Origin of the sequence: Polynucleobacter sphagniphilus, assembly GCF_001953355.1 — a bacterium.
Lineage (GTDB): Bacteria > Pseudomonadota > Gammaproteobacteria > Burkholderiales > Burkholderiaceae > Polynucleobacter > Polynucleobacter sphagniphilus.
Window position 1 is genome coordinate 363,658 of record NZ_MPIY01000003.1, and the last position, 14,464, is coordinate 378,121.

13 protein-coding genes are annotated in these 14,464 nt (G+C 48.8%); 3 read left to right on the forward strand and 10 right to left on the reverse strand.

What is annotated here, in order from left to right:
- Positions 1–25: 25 nt before the first annotated feature.
- From yajC to queA, 3 genes are all read right to left on the reverse strand, one after another.
- Positions 26–352 carry a preprotein translocase subunit YajC gene (gene yajC / locus BOQ04_RS05505; RefSeq protein WP_076023751.1) on the reverse strand — a complete coding sequence of 109 codons (327 nt, stop codon included), beginning with the start codon at positions 350–352 and terminating at the stop codon, positions 26–28.
- Positions 353–472: 120 nt separating this feature from the next.
- Entirely contained in the window at positions 473–1,630 is a 1,158-nt protein-coding gene (tgt, locus tag BOQ04_RS05510; protein ID WP_076023752.1) for a tRNA guanosine(34) transglycosylase Tgt, read from the reverse strand.
- The gene (gene queA, locus BOQ04_RS05515; protein ID WP_076023753.1) at positions 1,627–2,673 is read right to left on the reverse strand and encodes a tRNA preQ1(34) S-adenosylmethionine ribosyltransferase-isomerase QueA; all 1,047 of its coding nucleotides are present in this window, start codon (positions 2,671–2,673) and stop codon (positions 1,627–1,629) included. Before queA ends, tgt begins: the two co-directional genes overlap by 4 nt.
- A gap of 30 nt (positions 2,674–2,703) precedes the next feature.
- Here queA and recG point away from each other — a divergent pair, with 30 nt between their 5' ends.
- Positions 2,704–4,779, forward strand: coding sequence for an ATP-dependent DNA helicase RecG (recG, locus tag BOQ04_RS05520; protein WP_076023754.1), 2,076 nt, complete (start codon positions 2,704–2,706; stop codon positions 4,777–4,779).
- A gap of 10 nt (positions 4,780–4,789) precedes the next feature.
- Positions 4,790–5,647: a 4-hydroxybenzoate octaprenyltransferase gene (ubiA, locus tag BOQ04_RS05525; RefSeq protein WP_076023755.1), complete on the forward strand. Its 858-nt coding sequence runs from the start codon at positions 4,790–4,792 to the stop codon at positions 5,645–5,647.
- Here ubiA and proC read toward each other — a convergent pair.
- From proC to BOQ04_RS05550, 5 genes are read right to left on the reverse strand one after another with little or no spacing between them, the layout of a single operon-like run.
- On the reverse strand, positions 5,633–6,493 hold the full coding sequence (proC, locus tag BOQ04_RS05530) for a pyrroline-5-carboxylate reductase (RefSeq protein WP_076023756.1): 861 nt from the start codon (positions 6,491–6,493) through the stop codon (positions 5,633–5,635). The genes ubiA and proC overlap by 15 nt on opposite strands.
- The gene (locus tag BOQ04_RS05535) at positions 6,490–7,215 is read right to left on the reverse strand and encodes a YggS family pyridoxal phosphate-dependent enzyme (RefSeq protein ID WP_076023757.1); all 726 of its coding nucleotides are present in this window, start codon (positions 7,213–7,215) and stop codon (positions 6,490–6,492) included. Before BOQ04_RS05535 ends, proC begins: the two co-directional genes overlap by 4 nt.
- Positions 7,212–8,492, reverse strand: a complete 1,281-nt coding sequence (gene glcF / locus BOQ04_RS05540) for a glycolate oxidase subunit GlcF (protein ID WP_076023758.1) — start codon at positions 8,490–8,492, stop codon at positions 7,212–7,214. Before glcF ends, BOQ04_RS05535 begins: the two co-directional genes overlap by 4 nt.
- A gap of 8 nt (positions 8,493–8,500) precedes the next feature.
- A complete protein-coding gene (glcE, locus tag BOQ04_RS05545; protein ID WP_233126654.1) occupies positions 8,501–9,661 on the reverse strand; it encodes a glycolate oxidase subunit GlcE in 1,161 nt (386 codons plus the stop codon).
- A complete protein-coding gene (locus tag BOQ04_RS05550) occupies positions 9,661–11,151 on the reverse strand; it encodes an FAD-linked oxidase C-terminal domain-containing protein (RefSeq protein ID WP_076023857.1) in 1,491 nt (496 codons plus the stop codon). The genes glcE and BOQ04_RS05550 overlap by 1 nt, the downstream gene beginning before the upstream one ends.
- A 41-nt stretch (positions 11,152–11,192) precedes the next feature.
- Here BOQ04_RS05550 and BOQ04_RS05555 point away from each other — a divergent pair, with 41 nt between their 5' ends.
- Positions 11,193–11,762: a cob(I)yrinic acid a,c-diamide adenosyltransferase gene (locus BOQ04_RS05555; protein WP_076023759.1), complete on the forward strand. Its 570-nt coding sequence runs from the start codon at positions 11,193–11,195 to the stop codon at positions 11,760–11,762.
- A 52-nt stretch (positions 11,763–11,814) separates the two neighbouring features.
- On the opposite strand, the gene BOQ04_RS05560 is transcribed toward BOQ04_RS05555, so the two are convergent.
- Together BOQ04_RS05560 and tldD are read right to left on the reverse strand one after the other, a co-directional pair.
- Positions 11,815–12,936: a 3-deoxy-7-phosphoheptulonate synthase gene (locus BOQ04_RS05560; RefSeq protein ID WP_076023760.1), complete on the reverse strand. Its 1,122-nt coding sequence runs from the start codon at positions 12,934–12,936 to the stop codon at positions 11,815–11,817.
- An 18-nt stretch (positions 12,937–12,954) separates the two neighbouring features.
- Positions 12,955–14,445 (reverse strand): metalloprotease TldD, encoded by a 1,491-nt coding sequence (tldD, locus tag BOQ04_RS05565; protein ID WP_083657521.1) that lies wholly within the window; start codon positions 14,443–14,445, stop codon positions 12,955–12,957.
- Positions 14,446–14,464 lie beyond the last annotated feature (19 nt).

Here is a 14,464-nt window from a genome sequence, read left to right on the forward strand (position 1 = left end):
ATTGAGTTATTTCTAAGCAGATGTATTAAGCAGACTTCAGGGTGCCCTTAGGCAATACTGTGGTGATCGCAGCTTTTTGCATTTGCACTTCTGTACCAGCAGCAATTTCAACTGTGACAAATTGATCTTTCAGTGCGCTTACTTTGCCAACGATGCCGCCAACGGTAACTACTTCGTCACCAACCGTTAAAGCCTCTAACATCGCTTTAGTTTCTTTTTGGCGACGCATTTGTGGGCGAATCATGATGAAGTAAAGAACTGCAAACATCAAAATGAGGGGCAGGAAGCTCATCAAGTTATTTGAATCTGCGCCCGCAGCTGAAGCTTGGGCAAAAGCGTTACTAATCCACATAAAAACCTCCGTTAATTACCAATAAGAAACTGCGTTTGTTTTAGGGCTTAAAAGGAAAGCCGTAAACCCGCAATTCTAAACTGTATGGGGCTTTGGGGCGGATTTCAGGGGTAAATTGGCTTAATCCTGCCCTGGCTCTACGCCCCGTTGGCGATTACGGTGAAATTCTTCGCGGTAAGCGCTAAAACGACCCAAACTGAGGGCCTCGCGGACTTCAGTCATCAATTGCAGGTAATAGGATAGGTTGTGGATCGTATTGAGCTGTGAACCCAAGATCTCATTGGCCTTTTGCAGATGGTTCAGATAGGAGCGAGTGAAATGTTGGCAGGTGTAACAGGCGCACGTAGGATCTAGCGGGCGGTCATCCTCTTTGTAGCCTGCATTGCGGAGTTTAAGATCGCCAAAACGGGTAAATAACCAGCCATTGCGGGCGTTGCGGGTGGGCATTACGCAATCAAACATATCGATCCCCAGACTCACTCCCAAGATGAGGTCTTCAGGAGTGCCCACACCCATGAGGTAATGCGGCATATGCTCTGGCAACTTCGGCGCAGTGAAATTGAGGATGCGCTCAAATTCTGGTTTAGGTTCGCCAACGGATAGACCGCCTATGGCGATGCCATCAAAACCCTGTTGACTGACGGCATCTGAAGAAAACTCTCGGAGATTTTCAAACATGCCGCCTTGGACAATGCCAAAGAGTCCGTTCCCAGTATTGAGCTCACGAAAACGTTTGAGAGAGCGATCGCCCCAACGCAAAGACATTTCCAATGATTGGCGTGCTGTCTTTTCAGTGGTGGCCTGGCCTTTTACTTCGTATGGTGTGCACTCATCGAATTGCATGGCGATATCGCTATTGAGCACTGCCTGAATTTCCATCGAAACCTCAGGAGACATAAATAATTTATCGCCATTAATGGGCGAGGCAAAGGTGACGCCTTCTTCAGAGATTTTGCGCAGTGCCCCCAAGCTAAATACCTGAAAGCCACCAGAGTCAGTCAGGATGGGTTTATTCCAACCCATGAAGCGATGCAAGCCCCCATGTTTTTTAATCACATCTAGTCCCGGTCTGAGCCAGAGATGAAATGTATTGCCTAGAATAATTTGCGCTTTGGCTTCCTCGAGATCGCGGGGGGTCATCGCCTTTACTGTCCCGTAAGTACCTACGGGCATAAAAATTGGTGTTTGGACACTGCCATGCGGGAGATCTAATTGACCTAAGCGGGCTGGGCTTTGTGAATCACGCGCCAGGATCGAAAAGTTCACGGGTTTGCTCATAAATTGGTATTTGGCACTCGGGTAAGGAGCATCGCATCCCCATAACTGAAAAAGCGATAACTCTGATCAATGGCATGTTGATATGCATTGCGGATATTGTCCATGCCGGCAAAGGCGCTGACCAACATTAATAAGGTTGATTTTGGCAGATGGAAATTAGTTAACAGGCAATCCACCGCTTTAAATTCATAACCGGGGGTAATAAAGAGATTGGTCTCACCGCTAGCTTGGCCGGTAGTAGCGTGACTCTCTAGGGCGCGAAGACTGGTGGTGCCAACCGCGATGACGCGTCCACCCTGGTGTTTGGTTTGTGCGATGGCATCAATCGTTGCTTGTGGCACGGAGTACCACTCATAGTGCATCTGATGCTTGCTGAGATCTTCTTCGCGTACGGGGGTAAAAGTGCCAGCCCCAACGTGCAGGGTAACGCCTGCCTGATTCACTCCAGCGTCGCTGAGCTGCTGCAATATAGCCTGATCAAAGTGTAAGCCAGCAGTAGGCGCTGCAACGGCCCCAGGATTTTTAGCTACTACCGTTTGGTAACGCTGTGCATCTTCTTGGGTGGGTTGATGCTCGATATAAGGGGGCAGGGGTAATTCGCCAAAGCGCTCTAGCAAGCCGAGGACATTTTCCGGAAAGCGGACTTCATAAAAGCGACCGTCATACCCAATCATTTCTACAGGAAAGGTTTCGCCGGCCTGATTATGAATATGCACAATCGAGCCAGTCTTGGGAACCTTGGAGGCTCGCACTTGAACCCAGGCCTGCTTGTCGCCGCTAATGCGTTCAATTAAGAGCTCGACAATGCCGCCAGTTTCTTTTTTGCCATGCAAGCGGGCCGGAATGACTTTGGTGTCATTCATCACCAATAAATCCCCTGGCCTAATCAGGTCCACTATTTCCCGAAAGGTTCTGTCTATGAATTGGGCACTCGAGTCCCCATGAGCCTTGACCTCAAGGAGGCGGCTATCCGTGCGCTTTTCCAGGGGATGCTGGGCGATTAGATGTGGGGGGAGGGTGTAATTGAAGTCGGAGAGTTGCATAGCATTACCATCAGGTATTGGATTTTAACGATGACGACGAAGCGACTACCAACTACACTCCAAAAAATGGGTCTAGATACCCCTTTGGCGCTCGCTTTGCACTTGCCAGCCCGCTATGAGGATGAAACCGAGCTCTACACCGTAAAAGAGGCTTTGACTCGGGGAAGGTCGATTTCGGTGCAGACTCAGGGGGTGGTGATCCGTAATCAGGTCTTATTTCGACCTCGGCGGCAGCTTTTGGTCACGATTGAGGACGAGACTGCCAGCTTGCAGCTGCGTTTTCTCAACTTTTACCCCAGTCAGCAAAAACAAATGGCAGTTGGCGCCCATATTCGTGTGCGTGGCGAGGTGCGTGAGGGCTTTCAGGGTGCTGAGATGGTGCACCCAACGGTGCGCTCGGTGGTTCCTGATGCCGCTTTGCCAACGAGTCTGACACCCGTTTATCCAGCCAGCGCTGGAATTTCGCAAACAGTGATTCGCAAAGCAGTCAAACAGGCCTTGCGTGATCCCGGTATTCAAGAGCATTTGGCTGAGTTTTTGCCAAAACCACTCATGGCAGCACTTTTACCAACCCAAGATTGGCCACCATTGCAAAGCGCTATTGCTTATTTGCATGAGCCGCCAGCAGATGCTGATACGCAAGCTCTATTAGAGCGTACTCATCCCGCTTGGCGCCGGGTGCAATTTGAAGAATTGCTCGCCCAGCAAATTTCACTCAAGCGCGCACATCGTATTCGTCGAGAAAGGCGTGCTCCTTCATTTCAAGTCTTGACTGCAGCCAATAATGGCGTGGGTATTGAGGCTGGCTTGATCAAAGTCTTGCCGTTTAAATTAACTGGTGCACAGCAGCGGGTGTGGTCTGAAATCAGTGATGATGTATCCCAGACCTTCCCAATGAATCGCTTGCTCCAAGGGGATGTGGGTAGCGGTAAGACGGTTATTGCAGCCCTTGCAGCTGCGCGCGCCATGGATCATAGTTACCAAGCCGCCATCATGGCGCCTACCGAGATTCTGGCAGAACAGCACTACCTCAAAATGAAGGAGTGGTTTGAGCCTTTGGGTGTGAATGTGGCATGGTTATCAGGTAGTCTCAAGGCGAAGGAAAAAAAGCTTACACAAGCGGCGATTGAAAGCGGACAAGCGCAACTAATTATTGGTACGCATGCTTTGATTCAAGAAAGCGTTAGTTTTGCCAAATTGGGATTGGCAGTGATTGATGAGCAACATCGTTTTGGCGTCAAGCAACGTTTAGAAATTACGCAACGGGTCGGCTCGGAGTTATTTTATTGTCACCAGCTGATGATGACGGCTACCCCAATACCGCGTACTTTGGCAATGACTTACTATGCCGACCTCGATGTATCGGTAATTGATGAATTGCCCCCTGGCCGCAAACCGATTGCTACCAAAGTGGTTAAAGCTTCTCGTCGTGATGAGGTGATTAGTGGCTTGCACTCTTGGCTCGGTAAAGGTCTGCAAGCCTATTGGGTTTGCCCCTTGATTGAAGAATCTGAAGCTCTGCAATTGCAAACGGCAATGGAGAGCTTTGAGCAGCTAACCCACGCTCTGCCAAACTTTAAAGTAGGCTTAGTTCATGGTCGCTTAAAGAGTGAAGAAAAAGCGGCAGTGATGGCCGCATTCAAAGCAAATGAGATCCAATTGTTAGTAGCCACGACGGTGATTGAGGTGGGAGTAGATGTACCTAATGCCGCTCTGATGGTCATTGAGCATGCAGAGCGCTTTGGCTACGCGCAGATCCATCAATTAAGGGGGCGAGTAGGGCGTGGGTCGGCTGATTCAGTATGTATTTTGATGTATGCCGAACCACTCTCTTTGGCTGCTAAAGAACGTTTGCAGACCTTACGTGAAACCTCAGATGGATTTGTCATTGCAGAGCGTGATTTATCTTTGCGTGGACCTGGCGAATTACTAGGGGCCAAGCAATCGGGCGATGCCATGTTGCGCTTTGTAGATCTACAACGTGATGCTTGGCTCATTGAGCTGGCGCAGCAAGCGGCCGATCGCCTCTTGGCGGATCATCTGGATTTAGTAGAGCGCCATTTAGAGCGCTGGCTAGGATCTCGCGCCGAGTTTCTAAAGGCTTGATAATGAGAATATGCGCGCTCGTTTAATTGCTTACGCTTACCTGATTCGCTTGGATAAACCCATCGGCACCCTGTTGCTATTGTGGCCAACCTTATGGGCACTGTGGTTGGCGAGTGGTGGCGCGCCTCCATTACACATCTTGCTGATATTTGTAGTGGGAACCTTTCTGATGCGCAGTAGTGGTTGTGCGATCAACGACTATGCTGATCGTGATTTTGATCGATATGTGCAACGTACGAAAGACCGACCTATCACCAGCGGCAAGATCTCTGGCAAAGAAGCGGTGGCAATAGCAGCCCTTCTAGCAATCCTTGCCTTCCTATTAATCTGGCCCCTCAATGCGCTCACAAAAGAACTGTCTGTTCTTGCTTTGTTGGTTGCCGTGCTCTATCCCTTTACCAAGCGCTTCTTTGCAATTCCTCAAGCTATTCTTGGTATCGCGTTTGGCTTTGGTATTCCGATGGCCTATGCCGCGGTGCAGGATGCTGTACCTGTGGAGGCATGGATTTTGTTGATCGGCAATGTCTTTTGGGCGATTGCGTATGACACGGCTTACGCCATGGTAGATCGGGATGATGATCTTCTTTTGGGCTTACGGACCTCGGCAATTACTTTTGGAAAATTTGATGTGCTGGCAATTGCAGTAAGTTATGCAATTTTGCTATTGAGCCAGATTTGGGTAGCGCAGATAGCACATCTGGGTCCGATTTTTTGGCTGGGATGGATTGGCGCATTACTGTGCGCCACCTACCATTTAAAACTCGCTGCTACGCGGCGCAGAGAAGAGTGCTTTAAAGCATTTCGTCATAACAACTGGTTAGGCGGATTTCTATTTCTAGGAATAGCGCTAGGTTTAGCTTTTCCCTAACTCATCACCCATTGCTTTGCCGCGCTGACTAGCTGCATTAATCGCTTTTTCTAAAATGTCATGCCAGCCATGGTCTTTCATGACCTCTAGTGCAGCAGCAGTAGTGCCGCCTTTGGAGGTGACGCGCTCGCGCAATACCCCAGCATGCTCATCCGAGTTATGCGCCAACTGGGTAGCGCCTTCCAAAGTGGCATAGGCTAGTTTACGTGCCGTTGCCGCATCTAAACCCAGCTTTTCTCCACTAGATTGCATCGCTTCCAAGAAAGCAAATACATACGCTGGCCCACTACCAGAAACTGCTGTTACGGCATCCATGAGCTTTTCTTCTGCAACCCACACTGCTTGACCTACTGCATTGCAAATAGTTTGCGCTACATCACGATCAGCTTGATTAACTGCAGCATCTGCAAATAAGCCGGTAATACCTTTGCCGATCAGCGCAGGTGTATTGGGCATTGCTCGTACGCAACGCTCGTGATCCAACCAACGGCTCATGTCTTTAATCCGAATTCCGGCTGCAATACTGAGAATCAGTGGGCCGGGAGCAGAGGCATGCTTGAGTTTGGCACTTAAGCCTTTGGCAACCACGTTGAAATCCTGTGGCTTGATCGCCATCACAACGACATTGTTCTTAGAAAAATCAAAAGCAATTTGATCTAACGCGCCAATCACTTGAACGCCATAATCCTGATGCAACCCTAAGGCCGTACTTGCATTGGCCTCCACTACGCTCAATTGATTAGCCTCAAAGCCACTGGCAAGTAAGCCGCTGATCAATGCTCGACCCATATTGCCGCCACCAATGAAGGTGATGTGGGTATTTAAATTCTTTTTTAGTGTGTTCATGGGCTTATCTTAGCGCGCTTACCAAATATAGCGCTACCTATTCTGACGATGGTACTGCCCTCTGTAATAGCTGCCTCCATATCATCTGACATCCCCATAGAGAGGGTGTCAAAGAATTGATAGCCACTAACGTTGAGGTGCTTATCTTTGATTTGCTTAAAGCAATCATGCACTTGCTTAAAGGAGTTTCTTTGTTCTTGCGGATCCTGGCTTGGCGCTGGGATAGCCATCAGGCCTCGCAAGGTGAGATTGGGTAATTGCGCTACGGCATCACATAGGGATTCTGTTTCAGAAAGACTGAGGCCGCTCTTGCTGTCCTCAGCGCTCACATTTACTTGGATGCAAATCTGAAGAGCATCTAGCTCGGGATATTCGCCGCGTTGAACCGATAGTCGCTCGGCGATTTTCAGGCGATCGACACTATGTACCCAATCAAAATGCTGTGCTACTTCTTTAGTTTTATTGCTCTGTAGTGGGCCGATGAAATGCCATTGCAACCAAGGGCGCAATTTAGCCAATTGCCCCATCTTTTCCACGGCCTCTTGCACATAGTTTTCACCAAAAGCCGTTTGTCCTGCGTGCATCGCCTCTTCAATCGCACGGGCTGGAAAGGTTTTGCTTACTGCCAGTAATTGAATATCCTCAGGCTCACGATGCGCAGCTAGCGCCGCTAACTCGATCCTTTGCTTGATGAGTATGAGGTTGCTAACAATTTGACTCATTGTTTAATGGTTTGCTTTTGCGAAATCAATTGATCAATGATTTCAATCCAATGGAGTACTGGCTTGCCATCTTGTTGTAAGTGGGTGATACAGCCAATGTTTCCAGAGACAATGACATCGGCACCAGATTCTTCACAAGCGGCATGTAAATGAGTCAATTTTTGTTGGCGCAATTGCTCTGATAGTTCAGGCTGGGTAATGGAGTAGGTGCCAGCGGAGCCGCAGCACAGATGGCTGTCAGTGCATAGTTTTACGCCTATACCGATACTACTTAGCACCCCTTCGACTTTTCCGCGAATTTGTTGGCCATGCTGCAAGGTGCAAGGGGGGTGATATACCACTCCTGTCTTGGGTTCAGTGCCAATTAAGGCAATCAATTCATTCTGCAGGGCTGGCAGAATTTCTGAAATATCTTTACTGAGTTCCGAGATTCTTTTTGCTTTATGGGCATACGCAGCATCATTGGCAAGGAGGTGGCCATAATCTTTGGTCATTACTCCGCAACCCGAGGCGGTGACCACAATTGCTTCAACACCGCTTTCTATTAAAGGCCACCAGGCATCAATATTTTGCTTGGCATTAGCTAAGCCACCGGCTTGATCATTTAAGTGGTATTTCAAGGCACCGCAACAGGTGGCATTGGATGCGCTGATGAGTTGTATCTTCAGGGCATCCATCACACGTGCTGTAGCTGAATTAATATTCGGCAGCATGCCTGGCTGAACGCAACCCTCGAGTAATAGCATTTTGCGCACATGCTCGGTGTGAGGGCGCGCATAAGGATCGGTTGATTTTGCTAGTACCGCATTTTTAACCAATGGGATCTTGCGCTGGATGCTGTTTGGCATAAGCGGACGCACAAAGCGACCCAAAGTCATTGCTGTATTAAAGAGAGTGGGATTGGTTAAGCCATTTTTTAGTGCCCAGCGCGTAATGCGTGAACCGATTGGTCGGGCTGGGGTATTTTCTTCAGCCCATTTGCGCCCAATATCAACTAAGTTGCCATATTGCACACCACTTGGGCAGGTGCTTTCACAGTTGCGGCAAGTTAAGCAGCGGTCTAAGTGAAGACGGGTCTTTTCCGTGGGCGCCTGGCCCTCAGCCATTTGCTTGATGAGATAAATGCGGCCGCGCGGGCCATCGAGCTCATCACCAAGCAGTTGGTATGTGGGGCAGGTTGCTGTGCAGAAGCCGCAGTGGACGCATTTACCAAGAATGCGTGCTGCCTCTATACCTTCTGGCGTATTGGCAAATTGTGGAGCGAGTTGAGTTTGCATATAAAAACTTATGAAAGGCGATTGGTGGCAAAAACGCCAGCAGGATCAAAGGCGGCTCTGAGACGAGATTGAACGAGTTCAAGTCCCTTAGAGTGGGCTTGCTCACTCAATAGAGTGAAGCGCTGTAAGGACGGGTCGACTGAAGTACCCAGGCGGAAACACGTTGCATGCCCTCCGTGTGCAGTGGCGATTTCTTTGAGTGCTTTGAAGGTGGCTGCGTCGCTTGGACCTTTGAGCCAACGTTGTTGACCATGCCATTCAATGACAATATCTTTGTGCATCTGGCCGATGTTAAGGGGGCCGCAGGCAGCAGGTAATGCAAGTCGATATAGGCTCTCATTTTCTTGAAGCGTTTCAAAGAAAGACATTTTTTGTTCACGTAGGTTTACCCAAAATACTTCTGCCTCATGAGGCTCAAGCGTTTTTGCATTTACTAGTGCACTCATTAAATTCCTGGCAGCTTCAACTGCTGCGACTGCGCCTGACAAACGGAAGGTGAGCTCACCTACTGAGTCAACGCTCGATTCCCCAATCCAGGCGCTGGCAGTTAAGGAGAGGGGTTGCCCTGCCCACTCATTCAAAACCTTGAGGGCATTTGCTTGAGTGGTATGACAGCGCAGGGTAGCCATTGCCTCGGGGCGCGGTAATACTTTGACTGAAGCTTCCAACAAAAGCGATAGCGTACCCAGGGAGCCTGGTAGCAAACGAGAAATATCATAGCCCGCAACGTTTTTCATCACCTTGCCGCCAAACGAGAGGTCTTGCCCTTTGCCATCCATGATGCGGGCGCCTAAAACAAAGTCCCTTAAGTTGCCGGCACTGATGCGGGCAGGCCCAGCAAGACCAGCGCCAATTGCTCCACCAAAGGTTGCGGTATCACCAAAATGAGGGGGTTCAAAAGGGAGTATTTGATTTTTGGCTGCCAGAGCTGCTTCAATTTCTTTCAGCGGCGTACCTGCACAAGCTGTAATGACCAGCTCTTCTGGTTGGTACTCTAAGATCCCCGCATATGCGCGGGTGCTCAGCTTAGTAAAGTTATTTTTGTTGCCATACCAAGATTTAGTACCGCCACCCTCTATAGAGAGGTGTGTGTTGGTTTTTGCCGCTTGGAGAATTTGCTCTTTAAATAAATCAATCTGCATAGTATGGTTTATAGCGGAGTTGCTCATTAAAAGCGCTCCAATTCTGGGTGAGGTAATTTGCCGCCACTAATACGCATACGACCATATTCTGCGCAGCGACTCAATGTAGGAATGGCTTTGTCTGGGTTGAGCAGTTTTTGTGGGTCAAAAGCACTCTTCACGCCCCAGAAAGCCTCTCGCTCTCCTTCTCCAAATTGCACGCACATCGAATTTATTTTCTCGATTCCTACACCGTGCTCACCAGTGATTGTTCCACCAAGCTCAACGCAGGCCTCTAAAATTTCTGTACCAAAGTCTTCTGCACGATGCCATTCATCTTGATCGGCGCCATTAAACAAAATGAGAGGGTGCATATTGCCGTCACCTGCATGGAATACATTCAGGCAGCCCAGCCCATATTTCTTTTCCATCACTTGAATACGCTTGAGGAGGGTAGCGATATGCCTGCGTGGAATGGTGCCATCCATGCAATAGTAGTCAGCAGCAATGCGGCCCGCAGCCGGGAAAGCATTTTTACGACCACTCCAAAATTTCAGGCGTTCAGATTCGCTGTTTGAAACTTGAATCCCACTGGCACCAGATTGTTCTAGTACTGCTGTCATGCGCGCAATTTCTTCAGCAACCTCTTCTGGTGTGCCATCGGACTCGCACAGCAAAATCGCTTCAGCTTCTAAGTCATAGCCGGCGTGCACAAACTCTTCTACAGCGCGAGTAGTGGCTTTATCCATCATTTCCAGACCAGCAGGAATAATGCCGGCAGCAATGATGGCAGCAACTGCATTGCCGCCCTTTTCAATATCATCAAAACTGGCCATGATGACGCGTGCTAATTTGGGTTTGGCTACTAGTTTGACAGTGACTTCGGTAACAACGGCCAACATACCCTCGCTACCGATGAGGACCGCTAAAAGATCTAAGCCAGGCGCATCGGGCGCTAAGCTACCAAATTCAACTACTTCACCGTTCATCAAAACTGCCCTTACCTTAAGGACATTGTGCAATGTAAGACCGTATTTAAGGCAATGCACCCCACCTGAATTCTCATTTACATTTCCGCCAATAGAGCAGGCAATTTGGGAGGATGGATCAGGGGCGTAGTACAGACCAAGATGGGCAACCGCTTCTGAAATCGCTAAGTTACGCACACCTGGCTGTACAACGGCAGTGCGTGTAAATGGGTCAATGCTGAGGATTTTTTTCAGCTTCGCCAGGGAAAGTACTAATCCTTGGGCAATCGGCATAGCGCCACCTGAAAGACCTGTCCCAGATCCGCGGGGCACCACCGGAATTTGCATGGCAAAGCAAATCTTCAAAATTTCTGAAACTTGCTCTTCGGTCTCCGGTAGGGCTACTGCCAAAGGCATGCGCCGATAGGCTGCTAAACCATCGCATTCATAGGGAATCGTATCTTCGGGCTCCCAAAGCAAGGCATGCTCAGGGAGGATGGGGCGCAATGCCGCTACCAATTTAGATTGAAGGGCTGTGATAGCGGCTAGATCAGGGGGAGGGGTCACCATATTCATATGGATCATTTTAGCCATTTACCTATAATCAGTTCATGGGAAATCGACTTTCAAAAATAGCCACCAGGACTGGGGATGCCGGTATGACCGGTCTAGGCGACGGTAGTCGCGTAGAAAAGGATCATTTACGCATTTGCGCTATGGGGGATGTGGATGAGCTGAACTCTGAAATCGGTGTTTTATTGACCGAGGAGCTGCCTAAAAGTGTTGCAGATGCCCTTTCAAGCCTTTTATTAAAGGTTCAGCATGATTTATTTGATTTGGGCGGCGAGCTTTGTATCCCGAATTACACCTTGCTCAAGCCTGAACAGGTCGAGCAATTGGATGTTTGGCTGGAGCAATACAACGCCAACTTATTGCCCTTAACCGAATTTATTCTTCCTGGAGGCACTCGCGCTGCTGCCCAGGCGCATGTATGTCGAACGGTATGCAGAAGGGCTGAGCGCTCAGTAGTTCGTTTAGGTTGGGATGTGGATATTCATGAGGCGCCACGCCAGTATCTCAATCGCTTATCTGATTTACTATTTGTTTTGGCTAGAGTGCTTAATCAAGCCTCCGGTGGTTCTGACATTCTTTGGAACCACTCCAAAGAAAAGAAAAAATAAAAAGCAAAAGGGCTAAATTACTTTAGCCCTTTTTATTTCAGCGCAGCAGTTCTTATTTTTTGCTGCGACGCTTTTTCACTGCGCTAGCAAGACGCTCTAATACCTTCACTGAATCATCCCAGTTAATGCAGGCATCAGTAATACTCTTGCCGTACTCCAGTTTGTTTGGGTCATCCTTGCCCGGACTGAATTTTTGCGCCCCATCCTTGAGGTGGCTTTCAATCATTACGCCAAAAATTTGATGCGATCCAGACTCGATCTGCTGTGCAATATCATCCGCTACCACAATTTGACGCTCATGTTTTTTGCTCGAATTTGCATGTGAGAGGTCAACCATCAAACTGGCTGGAAGCTTGGCTGCTTCAAGCTCTGCACAGGCTGCTTGAACATATTTCGCCTCATAGTTTGGCTCTTTACCACCGCGCAAAATGACATGACAGTCTTTGTTACCTTTGGTCTCCACAATCGATACCTGACCATTTTTGTGAACTGACAAAAAGTGGTGTGGGCGACTTGCCGCTTGAATGGCATCGGTTGCAATTTTGATGTTGCCATCGGTACCATTTTTGAAGCCGATCGGCGCAGAAAGTCCAGAAGCGAGTTCACGATGTACTTGACTCTCGGTTGTGCGAGCACCAATAGCACCCCATGAGATCAGGTCAGCAATATATTGTGGAGAAATCACATCTAAGAATTCACTACCAGCTGGCATACCTAGACGATTGATTTCCATGAGCACTTGGCGCGCAATCCGTAGACCTTCTTCAATGCGATAGCTTTCGTCGAGGTAAGGATCATTAATTAATCCCTTCCAGCCCACCGTAGTGCGTGGCTTTTCAAAATACACGCGCATGACAATTTCTAGTTCACCCGAGAAACGCTCACGTTCAATCAGAAGACGTTGGCAATATTCAAGTGCAGCACGTGGGTCATGAATCGAGCAGGGCCCAATGATCACTAAAAGGCGATCATCTTTGCCATGAATAATGTTGCGAATCTTCGTACGCGTTTTACTGATGAGGGATTCGGTGGCGGTTCCTGAGATCGGAAAGAAACGAATCAAATGCTCTGGTGGAGGAAGAACGGTAATGTTCTCAATACGTTGGTCATCGGTGTCAGACGTTTTGTCAACGGCTGCATACCAGTTCGCTGGATTGGTGTTTTGTTGGCTCATATATCTATTTTAAGGGTATCAGGCGGTTCCACCCACGGTAAGACTGTCAATTCGTAAGGTGGGCTGTCCAACACCTACTGGCACGCTCTGACCTTCTTTGCCGCAAACCCCCACGCCACCGTCTAATTTGAGGTCATTTCCAATCATAGAAACCTGTTTTAAGGACTCAGGACCGCTGCCAATAATGGTTGCCCCTTTGACGGGATATTGAATCTTGCCGTTCTCGACCCAATAAGCTTCGGATGCGGAAAATACAAATTTACCGCTGGTAATGTCAACCTGACCACCGCCAAAATTGACTGCATAGAGTCCGCGCTTAATACTTGCCACAATCTCTTGCGGATCATCTTTGCCAGCCAACAAATAGGTATTGGTCATTCTAGGCATGGGAATGGATGCAAAACTTTCACGTCTACCGTTGCCGGTAAGGGGCATTTTCATCAGGCGGGCATTTAAGCTATCTTGTATGTAGCCCTTCAGAATCCCATCTTCAATCAATGTAGTGCATTGAGTTGGAGTGCCTTCATCATCTATATTCAGTGAGCCACGACGCCCTGTAAGCGTTCCATCATCTACTACCGTCACGCCTTTCGCTGCCACTCGTTCCCCAATGCGACCAGCAAATGCAGAGGAACCCTTGCGATTAAAGTCACCCTCAAGTCCATGGCCAACCGCTTCATGCAATAAAACGCCAGGCCAACCTGGGCCCATGACAACAGTCATTGGCCCGGCTGGGGCGGGGCGAGATTCAAGATTAATCAGGGCGCCATCAACCGCTTCATCAACGTATTGATTAATGAGCTTGGTATCAAAATAGCCATAGTCATGGCGTGCGCCGCCACCGGAGGAGCCAGATTCTCGGCGACCATTCTGCTCTGCGATGACATGAACGGAGACTCGTACTAGTGGGCGTACATCTGCAGCAAGCAGACCATCTGCGCGAACCACTAGAACTACATCAAACTCACCCGCAAGACTTGCCATTACTTGAATAATCCGTGGATCTCTCGCTTTTGCTCGCTTCTCAATGCTCTCCAGTAAGGCAATTTTTTCTTTGGGTTGCATTGAGTCCAGTGGGTTAATACCAGAGTAGAGCTTGTTCGAAATAGGATGAAATATTTTGCGTGCGAAGCCTTGCTTACCACCTGCCGGCCCAATGACTCGTGTTGCTTTGGCAGCTTTAGCGAGCGCCTCGGCATTTATCTCATCCGAGTAAGCAAATGCAGTTTTATCGCCATAAATTGCGCGCACACCTACGCCCTGATCGATGCTAAAGCTACCTGATTTAACAATGCCCTCTTCCAGGCTCCAGCTTTCACTGCGGGTGTGCTGGAAATACAGATCAGCATCATCGAGGCGATGCGTAAACATATCGCCAAAAGTATTGCTTAATTCACGCTCGGTTAAGCCGGTTGGCTCGAGCAAAATGGATTTGGCTAATTTGAGAAGATCCGCCTGTTTTTGGGCTTGGCTCCAATTGGCGGGAAACAGTGCTTCAGGTGCATTCATATTAATTTAAGCAGATCTT

What these genes read in the sequence shown, in the direction of transcription:
- BOQ04_RS05560 (WP_076023760.1), bottom strand. Translation starts at nt 12,936, where the DNA reads ATGAGCCAACAAAACACCAATCCAGCGAACTGGTATGCAGCCGTTGAC.
- glcE (WP_233126654.1), bottom strand. Translation starts at nt 9,661, where the DNA reads ATGAGCAACTCCGCTATAAACCATACTATGCAGATTGATTTATTTAAA.
- tgt (WP_076023752.1), bottom strand. Translation starts at nt 1,630, where the DNA reads ATGAGCAAACCCGTGAACTTTTCGATCCTGGCGCGTGATTCACAAAGC.
- proC (WP_076023756.1), bottom strand. Translation starts at nt 6,493, where the DNA reads ATGAACACACTAAAAAAGAATTTAAATACCCACATCACCTTCATTGGT.
- yajC (WP_076023751.1), bottom strand. Translation starts at nt 352, where the DNA reads ATGTGGATTAGTAACGCTTTTGCCCAAGCTTCAGCTGCGGGCGCAGAT.
- BOQ04_RS05550 (WP_076023857.1), bottom strand. Translation starts at nt 11,151, where the DNA reads ATGGTGACCCCTCCCCCTGATCTAGCCGCTATCACAGCCCTTCAATCT.
- ubiA (WP_076023755.1), top strand. Translation starts at nt 4,790, where the DNA reads ATGCGCGCTCGTTTAATTGCTTACGCTTACCTGATTCGCTTGGATAAA.
- tldD (WP_083657521.1), bottom strand. Translation starts at nt 14,445, where the DNA reads ATGAATGCACCTGAAGCACTGTTTCCCGCCAATTGGAGCCAAGCCCAA.
- BOQ04_RS05555 (WP_076023759.1), top strand. Translation starts at nt 11,193, where the DNA reads ATGGGAAATCGACTTTCAAAAATAGCCACCAGGACTGGGGATGCCGGT.
- recG (WP_076023754.1), top strand. Translation starts at nt 2,704, where the DNA reads ATGACGACGAAGCGACTACCAACTACACTCCAAAAAATGGGTCTAGAT.
- queA (WP_076023753.1), bottom strand. Translation starts at nt 2,673, where the DNA reads ATGCAACTCTCCGACTTCAATTACACCCTCCCCCCACATCTAATCGCC.
- BOQ04_RS05535 (WP_076023757.1), bottom strand. Translation starts at nt 7,215, where the DNA reads ATGAGTCAAATTGTTAGCAACCTCATACTCATCAAGCAAAGGATCGAG.
- glcF (WP_076023758.1), bottom strand. Translation starts at nt 8,492, where the DNA reads ATGCAAACTCAACTCGCTCCACAATTTGCCAATACGCCAGAAGGTATA.